14 protein-coding genes are annotated in these 14,535 nt (G+C 73.6%); 6 read left to right on the forward strand and 8 right to left on the reverse strand.

Annotation, left to right across the window (positions count from 1 at the left end; translation table 11 throughout):
- Window position 1 precedes the first annotated feature (1 nt).
- From P3H78_RS11255 to P3H78_RS11270, 4 genes are all read right to left on the reverse strand, one after another.
- Window positions 2-1,528: an MFS transporter gene (locus P3H78_RS11255; RefSeq protein WP_438827951.1), complete on the reverse strand. Its 1,527-nt coding sequence runs from the start codon at window positions 1,526-1,528 to the stop codon at window positions 2-4.
- 273 nt (window positions 1,529-1,801) lie between these two features.
- Entirely contained in the window at window positions 1,802-2,224 is a 423-nt protein-coding gene (locus tag P3H78_RS11260; protein ID WP_276108736.1) for a DUF6003 family protein, read from the reverse strand.
- A 110-nt stretch (window positions 2,225-2,334) separates the two neighbouring features.
- Window positions 2,335-3,747 (reverse strand): RICIN domain-containing protein, encoded by a 1,413-nt coding sequence (locus tag P3H78_RS11265; protein WP_276108737.1) that lies wholly within the window; start codon window positions 3,745-3,747, stop codon window positions 2,335-2,337.
- Window positions 3,748-3,906: 159 nt separating this feature from the next.
- Window positions 3,907-4,062 (reverse strand): DUF6131 family protein, encoded by a 156-nt coding sequence (locus P3H78_RS11270; RefSeq protein ID WP_276108738.1) that lies wholly within the window; start codon window positions 4,060-4,062, stop codon window positions 3,907-3,909.
- Window positions 4,063-4,414: 352 nt separating this feature from the next.
- On the opposite strand from P3H78_RS11270, the gene P3H78_RS11275 reads away from it, so the two are divergent.
- Window positions 4,415-4,903: a MarR family winged helix-turn-helix transcriptional regulator gene (locus tag P3H78_RS11275; protein WP_276108739.1), complete on the forward strand. Its 489-nt coding sequence runs from the start codon at window positions 4,415-4,417 to the stop codon at window positions 4,901-4,903.
- 75 nt (window positions 4,904-4,978) lie between these two features.
- On the opposite strand, the gene P3H78_RS11280 is transcribed toward P3H78_RS11275, so the two are convergent.
- Together P3H78_RS11280 and P3H78_RS11285 are read right to left on the reverse strand one after the other, a co-directional pair.
- Window positions 4,979-6,163 carry a PP2C family protein-serine/threonine phosphatase gene (locus tag P3H78_RS11280; protein WP_276108740.1) on the reverse strand — a complete coding sequence of 395 codons (1,185 nt, stop codon included), beginning with the start codon at window positions 6,161-6,163 and terminating at the stop codon, window positions 4,979-4,981.
- A 94-nt stretch (window positions 6,164-6,257) separates the two neighbouring features.
- Complete coding sequence (locus P3H78_RS11285) at window positions 6,258-7,418, reverse strand: PP2C family protein-serine/threonine phosphatase (protein WP_276108741.1); 1,161 nt, start codon at window positions 7,416-7,418, stop codon at window positions 6,258-6,260.
- A 148-nt stretch (window positions 7,419-7,566) separates the two neighbouring features.
- On the opposite strand from P3H78_RS11285, the gene P3H78_RS11290 reads away from it, so the two are divergent.
- From P3H78_RS11290 to P3H78_RS11310, 5 genes are all read left to right on the forward strand, one after another.
- On the forward strand, window positions 7,567-8,052 hold the full coding sequence (locus P3H78_RS11290; protein ID WP_276108742.1) for a MarR family transcriptional regulator: 486 nt from the start codon (window positions 7,567-7,569) through the stop codon (window positions 8,050-8,052).
- Between the two features lie 349 nt (window positions 8,053-8,401).
- On the forward strand, window positions 8,402-9,622 hold the full coding sequence (locus P3H78_RS11295) for a PP2C family protein-serine/threonine phosphatase (protein ID WP_276108743.1): 1,221 nt from the start codon (window positions 8,402-8,404) through the stop codon (window positions 9,620-9,622).
- Window positions 9,623-9,639: 17 nt separating this feature from the next.
- Complete coding sequence (locus tag P3H78_RS11300; RefSeq protein WP_276108744.1) at window positions 9,640-11,289, forward strand: sensor histidine kinase; 1,650 nt, start codon at window positions 9,640-9,642, stop codon at window positions 11,287-11,289.
- Entirely contained in the window at window positions 11,286-11,741 is a 456-nt protein-coding gene (locus P3H78_RS11305; RefSeq protein ID WP_276108745.1) for a response regulator, read from the forward strand. The genes P3H78_RS11300 and P3H78_RS11305 overlap by 4 nt, the downstream gene beginning before the upstream one ends.
- A 106-nt stretch (window positions 11,742-11,847) precedes the next feature.
- On the forward strand, window positions 11,848-12,636 hold the full coding sequence (locus tag P3H78_RS11310; protein WP_276108746.1) for an SAM-dependent methyltransferase: 789 nt from the start codon (window positions 11,848-11,850) through the stop codon (window positions 12,634-12,636).
- A gap of 99 nt (window positions 12,637-12,735) precedes the next feature.
- Here the strand turns inward: P3H78_RS11310 and P3H78_RS11315 are convergent, their stop codons facing one another.
- On the reverse strand, window positions 12,736-13,365 hold the full coding sequence (locus tag P3H78_RS11315; protein ID WP_276108747.1) for a phosphatase PAP2 family protein: 630 nt from the start codon (window positions 13,363-13,365) through the stop codon (window positions 12,736-12,738).
- A 193-nt stretch (window positions 13,366-13,558) separates the two neighbouring features.
- Complete coding sequence (locus P3H78_RS11320) at window positions 13,559-14,524, reverse strand: serine hydrolase (protein WP_438827952.1); 966 nt, start codon at window positions 14,522-14,524, stop codon at window positions 13,559-13,561.
- Between the last annotated feature and the right edge of the window lie 11 nt (window positions 14,525-14,535).

Raw genomic sequence — 14,535 nt, forward strand, 5'->3', positions numbered from 1 at the left:
GTCACGGGGCGCCGGACGTCCGCCCGGCGCTCCGGTAGAGCACCTCGGAGGTGGAGATCAGCTCGCGCTGCTCCTCCCTGGAGCCCACCATCGGCTGGGACCCGTTGAGCGGCACCTGGGCGCTCTCCGGCAGGAACTTCACGGTGGCCAGACCGATGACGCCCGCCAGCATCAGGTAGAAGGCGGGTGTCAGGTCGTTGCCGGTGAGGCTGATCAGGGCCTGCGTCACCAGCGGTGTGGTGCCGCCGAACGCGGCCACGGCGATGTTGAAGCCGATGCCCATCGCCGCGTACCGCACGGCCGTCGGGAAGAGCGCCGGCAGCGTGGCGGCGCTCGGCGCGGCGAAGCAGGCCAGCAGCGTGGACAGGACCAGCACGCCGAGGATCGGCGGCCAGGTGCCCTGCATCTTGATGAGCAGGAAGGACGGCACCGCCAGGACGATCATCGCGGCCGCCGCGACCCCGTAGACCGGGCGCCGCCCGATCCGGTCGCTGAGGCGGCCGATGAAGGTGATCAGCAGCACGATCCAGACCATCCCCACCAGCACCAGGACGTCGGCCGAGCTGCTGGAACGATTCAGCGTCTCGGTCTGGTACGTCGGCAGGAAGCCCGTGACCATGTAGTTGGTGACGTTGTACAGCAGCACCAGGCCCATGCAGACCAGCAGCGGCCGCCAGTGCTCCCGGACGATCGTACGGAGTTCGCCGCCCGCCGACTGCTGCGCGAGGCTCTTCTCGTGCTCGTCCAACTGCTGCTGGAAGGCGGGCGACTCCTCCAGCTTCAGCCGCATGTACAGGCCGATCGCGCCGAGCGGACCCGCGATCAGGAACGGGATCCGCCACCCCCACGCGAGCATCTCGGTGTCGGGCATGAGCAGGTTCAGCACGGTGACGAGCGCCGAGCCGAGCGCGTATCCGACGAAGGTCCCGAAGTCGAGCCAGCTGGAGAGGAAGCCGCGTCGCCGGTCGGGGGAGTACTCGGCGACGAAGGTGGTCGCCCCGCCGTACTCTCCGCCGGTGGAGAAGCCCTGGACCATCCGGGCGATCAGCAGCAGGACCGGGGCGGCGATGCCGATGGTCGAGTAACTGGGGATCAGGCCGATGGCGAAGGTGCCCACCGCCATCATGATCATGGTGGCGGCGAGCACCTTCTGCCGGCCGAGCCGGTCCCCGAGGGGGCCGAAGACCAGGCCGCCGAGCGGCCGGACCACGAAGGCCGCCGCGAACGTCGCGAACGAGGAGATCAGCTGGGCCGCCGGCGAGGCACCGGGGAAGAAGACCTTCCCGATGGTGGCCGCGAGATAGCTGTAGACGCCGAAGTCGAACCACTCCATGCAGTTGCCGAGCGCGGACGCCCCGACCGCGCGGCGCAGCAGCGGCGGTTCGACGATCTGCACGTCCTCCGCGCGGAAGGCCTCCTTCCTCCGCCGCAGGCGCCGCGACAGCTCCTCGCGCACCTGCCGCGGCATCGTGGCGACGGTCTCCCGCCGCCCCTCCGTCCGGTGCGGGCCGGACGGCCCGTCGGGCATCACATCCATCTCGACGCCACCCTCGCTCCTGCTGTGCCGGTGTGCTGTGCGGGCATGGTGTGCACCACGGGGAACGAGGGACACCGATGCGCCGGGGGTCGGCTGCCCGGGTTCGCGCCGTTCAACCGCGCCGCCCCCACCGCTCGGATCACGGGGGGCCGGCGACGACCCGACCCGGGCTCGCGGACGTGCATCATGCCGACATCGTTCAGCCACCGCTCCCGCCCGCGCACCGCCGGGAGGGCCGACCGGGGGACGGCGCGGCCGCACCGGTCAGCCGGCGGCGGCCGCGACCGCCGCGGGGTCCTCCCCGGTCAGCTCCACGATCCGGTTCACCGGCACGCCGGCCGCCAGCGCCCGGCCGAGCAATGCGTCCCGGCCGTCGGTGCAGTCCCGGTAGGCCAGCAGCTCCTCCTCGACCCGGCCGACGCTCTCCGGGCCGGTGTGCTGCCGCACCCGGCTCAGCTCCTCCTCGCTCAGCGGCACCGGCAGGCGCTCCGCCTCCTGAGGGATGGCCGCCGTGTCGTCCGGCGGCAGCACCCGCAGCCGCGGGGAGGTCGCCGGGACACCGTGGGCGTCCAGCCACGCCCGTACGGCGGGGGTCTCCATGCAGGCCAGGGGGCCGACGGCGGTCGGCACCGCCCCGAGCCGTGCGGTCGGGTCGTCCAGCAGGAACAGGTAGGCGTCGTCGGTCATGCTCACGTTCTCCCGGGGAGCGGTGGTGCCGGTCGCCGTTCCCCTACCCCGCCGGGCCTCGATCATCGTGGGTCGAACGGGTGGTGTGCACCGGCACCAGCCCGGCCGGGTCAGCCGCCCTCGGACGGGTGGACCACCGTCCACTCCTGGTCGTCGGAGGCGGAGCAGTCGAAGAGGGTGAGGTCGGTGCCGTCGCCTCCGGTGCTGTAGCCCGCCACGTCGAGGCACTTGTTGTCGCTGGCGTAGTTGCGGATCCAGTAGGCGCCGCTCTGCTGCCGGTCCATCCACCACAGTTGGTTGTCGGCCGTGGTGCCGTCGCAGGTGAACTCGGTGATCGGGGTCCTGACCGGCTGGGCGCCGTAGTCCGGGAGGTCCATGCAGAGCCCGTCCTTGACGTTCCGGATCTGGAACAGGGGCCGGCCGCCGGGGCCCAGTTTCGGGTACTTCACCTCGAGGTTCCACCGCTGGTTGTCGCGGGTGGTCTCGTCGCAGGTGTACTCCTGCACCGGGCCGTTGAGCGTGCCCTTGTCGTAGCCCGGGACGTCGGCGCACTTCCTGGTCGTGGTGTCGCGCAGCAGGACGCCGGTCGCGGGGACCACGGGCTTCGGGCCCCGGTGTCCGCCGCCGTTCCCACGGCCCTCGCCGCTGCCGCCGTCGCCGCCGGAGGACGCGGCGGGTTGCGGGGCCGGGGCGGAGGGCTGGGGGGCGGGGGACAGCACCGGCGCGGGCGAGGTGGGCGCGCCGAGGGGGCCGGAGGCCGCGAGCTTCTCGGTGGCGCCGCTGTTCACGGTCGGCCGGTAGGTCAGCCAGATCATCACGAAGGCGACGGCGAGGGCGGCCGCGGCGCCGAGCAGGCCGGCCAGCCAGCGGGGCAGGAACCCGCGCTGCACGTAGGTGCCCTCGACCGGCAGGGCGGCCGTCCCGGACCGCTGCACGGCGAGGGTGTACGGGCGCTCCTGCCGGGGCCCGAACCAGATGATCCGCCGGGGCTTCAGCGTGGTCCGGACGAACGCGGCCCGGCCCGGCTCGATCTGCACGCTGCCCGGACGGACGTCGTACGTCAGGTGGTCGCCGTTGTCGCTGCCCGCCACCGAGGCGGTGACCCGGGTGTTGCCGAGGTTGTCCACGGCGAGCCGCGGCCTCCCGCGGAACCGGCCCTTCACGGTGGGCGGCACCAGCTCCGCCCGCACCTCGGTGAACGGGGTGACGGTGAGGTTGCCCTCGGGGACCGTCACCGCCTCCGGATGCTCCGTGGGCGTGATCCGCACGGCGTAGGCGTGCGGCCCCGCGGCGGCGTCCGGGGTCCGGGGCGGCGCGAAGTGGAGCTCCACGGTGCCGGTCGTCCCCGGATACAGGCGCAGGCTCGCCGGCTCCACGGTGGTCCAGGGCGCGACCGGCCCCACGGGCTCGAAACGGTATTCGTCCACCACGTCACCGGTGTTGCGCAGACGCAGCCGGACGCGGGTCGTACCGCCCGGGTCCACGGTGGCGGAGGCGGGTTCCAGGGAAGTCCACAGGCTCACGCAGGGACGCTAACGGCGTGTACCCGGGCGTGTCAGGAGTCCCCCGGGCAGGGACGCTGCCCGAAAGGGCCGGATGTGCGGGCGGCACCGGGGCACCGCCCGCGAAGGGCCCGGACCCGCGCGGGTCCGGGCAGTTCCTCTAGGGGGTGGATGCCTCGGTCACCAGTAGTGGCGACGCCCGGCGACCGCGTGGCCCATGGACCCGAGGATCCACAGGACCGCACCGACCACGGCCAGGATGATGCCGATGGTCCACAGGATGGAGATGCCGGTGACGAAGCCGACGACGAGCAGAATGATGCCGAGGACGATCATGGCCGCCTCCTGTAGCAGTAGTCCGTCACCCACCGTCTACCCCGAGACGGCGCGAATGGTCCTACGGGTTTTCCGGAATTCCCCTTCCGCTCCGGACACCGCTGCCGGGCGGACGCACGGAGGTCCGCCCGGGTCCGCCTCCCCACGTCCTCCCCCGCATCCCCCTCGCGCCTCCCGGCCGGCTTCGTACGATGGATCCCGGTCCCGTCGGCCCCTCGCACTGCCGTGCCGTGCGGTGACGGCACGCAACCGCCACACCGGCCGTGGCGTGGCCCTCCGTCCTTCGGGTACTGCGTCAGAAGGAAGGGTGCGTTCTGCCCCGTGCCTGCGGTTTACTGAAAGTGACAAGCTCGTGACCCACCAAGGCGATTCCGGCGACGATCCGGCCCTCCGGCCGGAGGACGGCGCGGAGGCCGTCGCGTTGGACATCGCCGAGGCCGTGGGCGGCATGGCGGGCCTGTGGACGATGGCGGCGCAGGAGGCGTCGCTGCGGCCGTCCTTCCAGCAGCTACGGGCCCTGCGCGCCCTCGCGGCCGATCCCGGGCTGAACCTCACCACGCTGGCCGACCGGCTGGACACGGGCCCGCCGACGGCGAGCCGGCTGTGCGACCGGCTGGAGGCGGCGGGTCTGCTGGAGCGTGCGGCGCACCCCCACAACCGGCGCGAGGTGCGACTCGGTCTCACCGCCCAGGGGCGCCGTGTCCTCGCCGAGGTGGCGGGCATCCGGGCGCGCGCCCTGGCCGACGTGCTGCGGACGATGGACCCGGCCGACCGCGCTGCCCTGCAGCAGGGGATGAGGGCGTTCCGCGCGGGCCAGGAAGCGGCCCCGCCGCGGCGCTGACCGGCGGGCGGCCGCGGCGCCGGTCGGCCGGCGGGAAACGGCCGGGGCGGCCCTCGGGCGGGACGGAGGGGCCGGTCAGGACGTCCCGTCGCGCCCCCGCCAGTCCAGGCAGATCACGGCGGCGTCGGCGCCCAACTCCGCACTGCCGAAGTGCTCGACCAGGCCCGCGACCACGGCTCGCGCGGCCTCGTGCGGCGGCATCGGCGTGGCGGCGGTGATGGTCTGGCGCAGCGCGCGCTCCCCGAACAGCCCGCCGTCCGCGGCGCGGGCGCCGTGCACCCCGGTGCTGACCGCGATCAGCCGGTCGCCCGGCTCCACGCGGAAGGACTGCTCCACGTACTGGGTCTCCTCGAACATGCCGAGCGGGAGCTGCGCCTCCAGTTCGACCTGCTCGATCGTGGCGCCGTGCTGCCGGTACAGCTGAGGGGAGCCCGCGTCGACGGCCTGTACGGCCCCGGTGTCCAGATCGAAGCGCAGCAGCAGGGTCGAGGCGTAGGACTTGCCGCCGTACTGCGCGTAGACGGCCTGGTCGGCGAGGGCGGCCTGGTCGGCCAGGGAGATGCCGGCGCGGCGGGCGTTGCGCAGGGCGCCGACGGCGAGGCTGGTCAGCAGGGAGGCGTCGATGCCCTGGCCCATGCCGTCGGTCATGGTGAGCGTGAGGTGGTCCGCGTCCGAGGACCAGTCGAAGTTGTCGCCGCCGATGGCGTAGGCGGGCTCCAGGTGGGCCCCGAGGGCGTACTCGGGGCGGGCGCAGCCCCGGCCGGGCAGGAGCTGCCACTGCATCTCCGCGGCGAGGGTCAGCCGGCGCGTCCGGCGGGCCAGGAGGAACAGGTCGGTGTCGCGGCCCGCCGTGACGATCTCGTGGCCCAGCGCGGTGGCCACGTCGGCCAGACCGAGCACGGTGACCGGGTCGGTGCCGCCGGCGGGCATCCGCACCGACAGCACGCCGAGGCGGTCCCCGCGGACCGTGAGGGGCAGGTGGACCCGGGTGACCGAGGGGTCGTCGGTGATCTCGACGACCGGTGTCTGGGTGGTGAAGGCCCGGCCCACGGGACCCTCCAGGGCCGGGACCGGCGGGCCGGTGTGCGGCAGGTGGGTCACCGGCTGCAGCACGCTCAGGCCGTAGTCCGCCATGAGGAGGGTGACCTCGTCGGCGCCGAACCGCGCGGCGACCAGCCGCTGCGCGGTGGCGACCAGCTCGTGCGGCGGCGCCGTCCGCAGCAGCTTCTCGGTACCGGGGTCCGGTTCGGAGGCCTTCATGCTGTCCACCCTCTCGCCTCGTGCTCTCCACGCTATCGCGGGCCGCCGTCGGCCCGGTCCGCCCACCCCCGTCCGGCCACCGGACCGGGCCGGGTCAGCGCCCGTGCCAGTCCAGGCAGACCACCAGCGCGTCGTCGTCCGCGGCGGGCCTGCCGCGGTGCCCGCCGAGTTCGCGCAGGATGGCCCGCGGCACCTCGGCGGCGGGCAGCAGCCGTGTCGCCAGGATGGCGCGGGACAGGGCCGCCTCGCCGTACGCCTCGCCCTCGGGAGAGGAGACGGAGTGGACGCCGTCGCTGACGAAGACCAGGCGGTCGCCCGGCTCGGCCCGGAACTCCTGTACCTCGTAATCGGTCTCCTCGAACATGCCGAGCGGCAACTGGGCATCGAACGTGACGCGTTGCACGGAGCCGCGGCGCAGCCGCAGCAGCCGGGGCGAGCCGGCGTCCACGACCTTGGCGCGGCCGGTGGCGAGTTCGAAGTCGAACATGAGCACCGACAGATAACTCCGCCCGCGGTAGTGGGCGTAGACCGCCTGGTCCGCGAGGGCGGCCTGGTCGTCGATGCCGATGCCGGCCCGGCGGGCGTTGCGCAGCGCGTTGACCGCCAGGTTCGTCAGCAGGGACGCGTCTATGCCCTCCCCCATGCCGTTGCTGACGTAGAGCACCAGCCGTTCCGCGTCCGCGGACCAGTCGAAGTTGTCGCCGAAGATCGTGTAGGCGGGCTCCAACTGGGCCCCCAGGTCGAACTCGGGCCGGGAGCAGGAGCGGCCGGGGAGCAACTGCCACTGCATCTCGGCGGCCAGCGTCAGCCGCTCCTTGCGCCGGGCCCGGAGATACAGGTCGGTGTCGCGCTCGGCCACGACCACCTCGTGCCCGAGCACCTCGGCGATGTCGGCGAGTTCCGCCAGGCAGCCGGGCGGCCGGTCCCGGTCAGCCAGGGCCACCGAGAGCACGCCCAGCCGGTCCCCGCGCACGGTGACGGGCAGATGGACGCGGGCCCGCCCGCCCGGGAGCGTCTCCACGACGGGCTCCTGGGCGCCGAAGGCCCGGCCCGCCGGGCTGCCGTGCACCGGCACGGGCGCGCGGGTGCACGGCGGCGCCGGCACCGGCTGGAGGACCGTCAGCCCGTAGTCGGCCAGGAGGAGCTCGACAGAGTCCGCCCCGTACTGCTCGCCGAGCACGCGGCGTACGGCGTCGAGCAGTTGGTGGGGCGCCGCCTTGCGCAGGGCGCGCTCGGCGGTCACGAATCTGTTCACGATGGTAAATACACCAATCCTTCGCGGGACCTTCATCGGTCCCACATGCGCGGCGGTGCCGTCCTGGCGGCCCACCGGGTCCACGGGCTCAGGCGTCACCGGCGCCGACGCCTAGTACGCTGACGGCCATACCGGTGCCTGCGAGAGTGTGACTGTGACTTCCTTCCGCCCCCGTCCAGAGCCCGACGAGGTCGCCCGCGTGACCTCCACGGCCGCGGAGTTGCTCGAAGTCCTGTGGGGGCGGGCCTCGACCGCGCCCGCCTCCGTGTCCCAGCTGCGCGTGCTGCTGATCCTCGAACACCACGAGGGCATCAACCTGCGCACCCTCGCCGACTCCCTCGCGTCCACCCCGCCCTCGACCAGCCGCCTGTGCGACCGCCTGCAGGCCGCCGGCTTCGTCGAACGGGTCGTCAGCCCCTCCGACCGGCGCGAGGTGCGGCTGTGCCTGAGCGGCCGCGGCCACGCCTTCCTCGCCGACCTGCGGACGCGCCGGGAGACGGCGCTGGGCGTCGTGCTCGACCAGATGTCCGCCGCCGACCGGAGCGCGCTGGTGCAGGGCCTGGAGGCATTCTGTGCCGCGGCGGCCACACGGATATACGACGAGTCGCAGGCATCCGGCAGCCGGACCGCCTGAGCGGTCCCTCGCGGTGCCGGGGTCTGCGCGCTGTGCCGCCTGCCGGCGCACGGAGCAGCCTCCGCCCACCGGAACATCCCACATCCTCTCCGTGCACGTCTGACACGGTTACTTTGTTGCCTCACGGCTATAGTTGTCAAACGACAACAGTTGCTGCGGTCCGCCGTACGGGCGCCGCACGGCCCCGCGGTGCGGGGCCGGAGCCGGCCCGCGTCCCCACCCGGTCCCGGCCGGGGCCCGCAGACGGCACGCGCGCCGCCGACCGGGCGACGGCGTGGGTATGCTCTCGACCGTTGCCCGCCGGCAAGGGTCGAGCGGCAGCCGGAGCGCGGGGCGGGGAGGGCGGGTCATGGTGGCGTCGCAGCCGAGGGCTGCCGACCTGTCCTCGGCGCAGGGCGGGGCCGAGGGGGCATGGGCGTGGTGGGAGCCCTCCGTCCTGCTGGTGGAGGACGATCCGGGCGACGCCCTGCTGGTGGAGGAGCTCGTCGACGACAGCGCCCTCAAGATGCGCCTGCGCTGGGTGCGCTCGATGGCCGAGGCCCGCGAGGTGCTCGCCACCGAGGTGCCCGACTGCGTCCTGCTCGACCTCCACCTGCCGGATGCACAGGGGGTCGAGGCCGTCTCGCAGGTCCAGGACGGGGCCGACCAGGTCGCGGTCGTGGTGCTCACCGGGCTCGCCGAGGAGCGGACCGGGCTCGCCGCCGTCGCCGCCGGAGCCCAGGACTACCTCGTCAAGGGCCGGGTGGAACCCGAGCTGTTCGGGCGGGCCGTGCGGTACGCCATCCAGCGCAAGCAGGCCGAGCAGGCCGCCGTCGCCCTCCAGGCCAGTCAGATGCAGGCCCAGGAGAACGCCCGTCTGGAACGCGGCCTGCTGCCCCGCCCGCTGCTGCGCGGCGACGGGGTGCAGGCGGTGGCCCGCTACCGCCCCGGACGCGCCCAGGCGCTGCTCGGCGGCGACTTCTACGACATCGTCCAGAGCGCCGACGGCGCGGTGCACGCGGTCGTCGGCGACGTCTCCGGGCACGGCCCCGACGAGGCCGCCCTCGGCGTGGCCCTGCGGATCGCCTGGCGCACCCTGGTGCTCAGCGGCGTCACCGGCGCCCGCCAGCTGCGGCGCCTGGAGGAGATCCTGCTCGCCGAGCGGGTCCGGATCAACGTCTTCGCCACCCTCACCAGCCTCACCGTCGCCCCCGGCACCCGGCGGGTCGACCTGGTCCGCGCCGGTCACCCCGGGCTGCTGCTGCGTGCCGAGGGCGGCGTGGAGTGGGTGGAGGTGCCCGGCGGCCCCGCCCTCGGCGTCGTGCCCGGCGGGGCCTGCTGGCCCGTGGAGGAACTGACGGTGCCCACCGGCGCCTCGCTGGTGCTCTTCACCGACGGGCTGTTCGAGGGCCACGTCGGCGCCGGCCCCGAGCGGCTGGGCGAGGCCGGACTGCTGGACCTGGCACGCGAGGTCGCGGACCTGCCCGCGGAGGCGTTCGTCGACGGCCTGATCGAGCGGGCCGAGGGCCTGGCCGAGCAGCGGGGCGGCCTTGCCGACGACGTCGCCGTGCTCCATCTGGGCTGGAACTGAAGGGGCGGGGACGCACGATGACGCGAACGGACACGGAGGACACGGTGGACAAGGGCAGGGGCCTGTCCCGATGGACGCGCCGGCTGACGGTGCAGGGCTGGTTCCACCTGGTGCTGGCGCTCACGGCGCTGCTGGTGGTGATCGGCGCCGTGGTGGGCGCGGGCCTGCTCGGCCGGACGGCCGACGTCACCGACCGCCTGCTCCGCGGCACCCAGCCGGCGCAGGCGGAGGCGTACCGCCTCCAGGCCGCCCTGGTGAACCAGGAGACCGGCATACGCGGCTACGCGATCGCCGCCGACCGGCAGTTCCTCACCCCCTACGCCCAGGGCAAGCGGGACGAGACGGAGTCGGCCGACCGGCTGCGCCGCCTCCTGCGCGGCCAGCCGAATCTCCTGAAGGACCTGGAGGCGGTCGAGCGCGGCGCGGCCCAGTGGCGGCACACCTACGCCGAACCGCTCGCCGCGAGCATCACCCCGGGCAGCCCCCGGACGGTCGACCGCACCAACGCCGAACGCGGCAAGAACGCCTTCGACCTCCTGCGCAGCCGGTGGACGACCCAGAACGCCGACCTGACACGGGCGGCCGCTGAAGGACAGGCGAACCTGACGCAGGTGCGCACCGTGCGCGACGTCGTCCTCAGCGCCCTGGTGGCCGCGTTCCTGCTGACCGGGGTGGCCCTCGCCCTGCTGGTACGGGTCCTGGTGGTCCGCCCGCTGGAGCGGCTGCGCTCCGCCACCCGGCAGGTGGCCGGGGGCGCCTTCACCCGCGTCATCACCGGAGGCGGACCCGCGGACCTCACCTCCGTCGCCGGGGACGTCGAGGAGATGCGGCAGCGGATCGTGGCCGAGCTGGACTCCTCCCGAGACGCCCAGCAGGCCCTGGTCCGCCAGGCCGCCGACCTCGACGCCCAGGCGGTGGAACTGCGCCGCTCCAACGCCGAACTGGAGCAGTTCGCCTACGTCGCCTCCCACGACCTGCAGGAACCGCTGCGCAAGGTCGCCTCGTTCTGCCAGCTGCTGGAGAAGCGCTACGGCGACAGCCTGGACGACCGCGGGCGCCAGTACATCGACTTCGCCGTCGACGGCGCCAAGCGGATGCAGGTCCTCATCAACGACCTCCTGACCTTCTCCCGGGTGGGCCGGGTCAACGACGACCGGATGCCCGTCGACCTCGGCGAGGTCCTCGGCCGCTCGCTGACCAACCTGTCCGGCACGGTCGAGGAGGCCGGTGCGCGTGTCGACCGGCCCGCACGGATGCCCGGCACCGTCGGCGACCCGATGCTGCTGGGGATGCTGTGGCAGAACCTCCTCGGCAACGCCGTCAAGTTCCGCCGCCCGGACGTGCCGGCGCACATCCGCATCACCTGCGGCGACGAACCCGACGACGACGGCATGTGGCGGCTGTGCGTCACGGACAACGGCATCGGCATCCCGGAGGAGTTCACCGAGAAGGTCTTCGTGATCTTCCAGCGGCTGCACAGCCGGGACAGCTACGGCGGCACCGGCATCGGCCTGGCGCTGTGCAAGAAGATCGTCGAGTACCACGGCGGCCGGATCTGGATCGACACCGCCCACACCGGCGGCACCCGCTTCTGCTTCACCCTCCCGGCCGCCGCGGACGCCCCGGCCGACTCCGCCCCCCGCACCGAAGAGAAGGCCCTGACATGACCACCCCCTCCGCCACCCCCATCGACGTCCTCCTCGTGGAGGACGACCCCGGCGACGAGCTGATGACCCGTGAGGCCTTCGAGGACAACAAGATCGGCAACACCCTCCATGTCGTCCGGGACGGCGAGGAGGCGCTGGACTTCCTCTACCGGCGAGGCGACCACACCGGTGCGCCGCGCCCGGATCTCATCCTGCTCGACCTCAACCTGCCCAAGTACGACGGCCGCCAGGTCCTGGAGAGGATCAAGTCCGACGCGGACCTGTCCGACATCCCGGTGGTCGTGCTCACCACCTCCGCGGCCGAGGAGGACATCCTGCGCAGCTACAGGCTGCACGCCAACGCCTACGTCACCAAGCCCGTGGACCTCGACCAGTTCATCGCCGCCGTCCGGCAGATCGACGACTTCTTCGTCCAGGTCGTCCGCCTGCCCCGGCGCGGCGGGCGGCCGTAGCCGACGGCCCGCCGCTCCCCAACGCCGCGTGGTCGCAGGCCACTTGATGTGCGAGACTGCGGTGATCGACGTCTCTGCCCGATCCTTTCGCGCGACGGAGTCCGCCATGACCACCGGAACCCCCGACCTCCCGCAGATCGACACCAGCAGGGCGCACCCGGCGCGGGTGTACGACTGGCTGCTCGGCGGCAAGGACAACTACCCCGTGGACGAGGCCGTGGGGGAGCGGCTGCCGCCCGAGGCGAGGGACGGGGCCCGCCAGAACCGCGCGTTCATGCAGCGGGCTGCGGCCTGGCTCGCCGCGCAGGGCGTCGACCAGTTCCTCGACATCGGCACCGGCATCCCGACCGAGCCCAACCTGCACCAGATCGTCCAGCGCGTGGTCCCGACGGCCCGGGTCGTCTACACGGACAACGACCCCATCGTGCTGCGGCACGCCGAGGCGCTGCTCGTCAGCCGGCCCGAGGGGACGACCGACTACATCGAGGCCGACGTGCGCCGCCCGGCCGACATCGTCGATCACGCCCGCAAGGTCCTCGACTTCGACCGGCCCGTCGCGCTGTCCCTGATCGCGCTCATGCACTTCATCCCCGACGACGACGAGGCCCAGGGCATCGTGCGCCGGCTGGTCGCCGCGCTGCCCTCGGGGAGCTACCTCGTGCTGTCGCACGCCTCCTCCGACCTGCACCCGGAGCTGGCGGCGCAGGCCGTCTCCGAGTACGCGAAGGGCGGCATCCGCCTCGGCTTCCGCACCCGCTCCGGCGTCGCCGCCCTCTTCGAGGGCCTGGAGCTGGTCGAGCCCGGCCTGGTGACCGCCACCGAGTGGCACGCGGCGCCCTCGGACCCGTCGCCCGAGGTCAGCGGCATCTACGTCGCGGTCGCCCGCGTCTCCTGAGCCGCGCTCCCGCGGCACGACGTATGCGGAGGGGCTCCGCCCGTCAACGGGCGGAGCCCCTCCGCATACGTGTGCCTCGGTGCCGGGACCGGGCGGTCGTCACATCGCCGGCGCGGTGAGCAGCGGGCGCAGCGCCCCGCCCCGCAGCCGCTGGACCACCGACGTGGCGGGTCGCCGCAGCGCCAGGACGGTGACCAGGCACACCACCGTGCCCACCAGGGCGCCGGCCGCGACGTCGTGGGGGTAGTGCGCGCCCACGTACACGCGGGAGGCGCCCATCGCGACGGCCGCGAGCAGGGCGACGGATCCGAGCCACCGGCTGACCAGCAGGAGCGCCACGGCGAACGCGAGGGCGACGGTGGTGTGGTTGCTCGGGAAGGCGTAGTCGTCCATCGGCGGGCACGCCTCGATGAGGAAGTCGTGGGGGAGGGCCCGGCACGGCCGCGGCTCGTCGAAGAACATCTTGATCCCGCTGTTGACGGCGTAGGCGAGGACCACCGCGAACGGCGCCAGCAGCACCTTCGCCATCACCGCGTCGTCCTGGTGCCGGGCACGCCACCAGGCGGCCAGCAGCAGCACCGCGAACAGTCCCGTCCCGTAGGCGGAGTAGGCCGCGGCCGGACCGTTCAGCCAGTGCGTGTGCCGGGCGAAGTCGGTGACGTCGGTGTAGAGGCCGCCGTCTATCGACGCACCGTCGAGAGGGGTGCCGTCGGCGGAGTAGGTCGTCATCAGGGTGATCTCCGGGCCGTGTTCAGGTGCGAGGGCGTTCGAGGTGAACGCACGGCACCATGGGGAGGAAGCCGTGGTGAAGCCGGGACGTCCACACCATGAACGTCTACAGCTGGGTAGACGGTATCAGTCGGGGATCGGGGTGCGCACCACGTGGGGGCGACCGGGCCCCGGTCGCCCCCGGGGCGGGTCGTCAGCGCGCGGACGCCGAGGCGACCGCGGCCCGGACCGCGCCCTCCACCAGCGCGACGCCCTCGGACATCGACGTACTGCCGTCGGACAGCGCGGCCACGAGGTAGTGGTGCCCGCCGGCGGTGATCCGGCCGACGCTGTTGACGTCCCACAGTCCCGAGGCGGTCCGCTGCAGCCAGCCGTTCTTCAGCGCCCAGGAGGCGTCGGCGGCCGCCGAGACCCCCCAGGCCTGATCGTCCGCGATACGGGTCATCAGATCGCGCACGTACGCGCGGGACTCCTCCGTCAGCGACGGCGAGGCCGGTCCCGCCGCCGGTCCGGTGTCGAACACGGCGTGCAGCAGCCGGATCTGGTCCCGGGCGGTGGTGCGGGTCAGCCCCCACTTGGGTCCCGGGCCGCCCGTCGTGGAGGTGAGCCCCAGGCGCCGGTTGGCCGCCGCCAGGCCCTCGGCCCGCCCGATCCGCTTCCACAGGGCGTTCGCCGAGTCGTTGTCGCTCCGCCGGATCATGGGCTCGGCCCACTGCCGCTCCTGCGGGGTGAGCGGCCGCCCCGCGTCCTGCGCCTTCAGCAGTGTCGCCGCGAGGATGTCGACCTTGATGATGCTCGCGGTGTCGTAGGGGCTCTCGTCCCCGGACACCGTGGGCTCGCGGTCGGTGCCGTCGAGGTCCAGCACCGCCGTCGTCACCCGCGGCCGCCCCTGCGGGGGCGCGGACGGGGCGGCGGCGGGCGGGGCGTCGGACCGTGCCGGGGGCTGCTCCGCCGCGGTCGCGGGCGCCGCCTGGAGCGTGCCGGCCGAGAAGAGCGCCGTCACCGCGGCGAGCAGGGCACCGGTCAGGGCGGAGGCGCGGCCGCCGCCCAGGCGCGGGGCGGTCCGGGCGGTCTGCGGGGTGGGCGCTGTGTCGCTGCGGAACGGCATCGTCGGGCGGACCTCGGCGGGGACGGAAACGGGGTGCAGGGCAGCGAACATAGACAAAAAGC

Origin of the sequence: Streptomyces tropicalis, from assembly GCF_029269835.1 — a bacterium.
GTDB lineage: Bacteria > Actinomycetota > Actinomycetes > Streptomycetales > Streptomycetaceae > Streptomyces > Streptomyces tropicalis.

What these genes read in the sequence shown, in the direction of transcription:
- P3H78_RS11320 (WP_438827952.1), bottom strand. Translation starts at nt 14,524, where the DNA reads ATGTTCGCTGCCCTGCACCCCGTTTCCGTCCCCGCCGAGGTCCGCCCG.
- P3H78_RS11315 (WP_276108747.1), bottom strand. Translation starts at nt 13,365, where the DNA reads ATGACGACCTACTCCGCCGACGGCACCCCTCTCGACGGTGCGTCGATA.
- P3H78_RS11270 (WP_276108738.1), bottom strand. Translation starts at nt 4,062, where the DNA reads ATGATCGTCCTCGGCATCATTCTGCTCGTCGTCGGCTTCGTCACCGGC.
- P3H78_RS11295 (WP_276108743.1), top strand. Translation starts at nt 8,402, where the DNA reads ATGGTGGCGTCGCAGCCGAGGGCTGCCGACCTGTCCTCGGCGCAGGGC.
- P3H78_RS11255 (WP_438827951.1), bottom strand. Translation starts at nt 1,528, where the DNA reads ATGCCCGACGGGCCGTCCGGCCCGCACCGGACGGAGGGGCGGCGGGAG.
- P3H78_RS11300 (WP_276108744.1), top strand. Translation starts at nt 9,640, where the DNA reads ATGACGCGAACGGACACGGAGGACACGGTGGACAAGGGCAGGGGCCTG.
- P3H78_RS11280 (WP_276108740.1), bottom strand. Translation starts at nt 6,163, where the DNA reads ATGAAGGCCTCCGAACCGGACCCCGGTACCGAGAAGCTGCTGCGGACG.
- P3H78_RS11310 (WP_276108746.1), top strand. Translation starts at nt 11,848, where the DNA reads ATGACCACCGGAACCCCCGACCTCCCGCAGATCGACACCAGCAGGGCG.
- P3H78_RS11260 (WP_276108736.1), bottom strand. Translation starts at nt 2,224, where the DNA reads ATGACCGACGACGCCTACCTGTTCCTGCTGGACGACCCGACCGCACGG.
- P3H78_RS11305 (WP_276108745.1), top strand. Translation starts at nt 11,286, where the DNA reads ATGACCACCCCCTCCGCCACCCCCATCGACGTCCTCCTCGTGGAGGAC.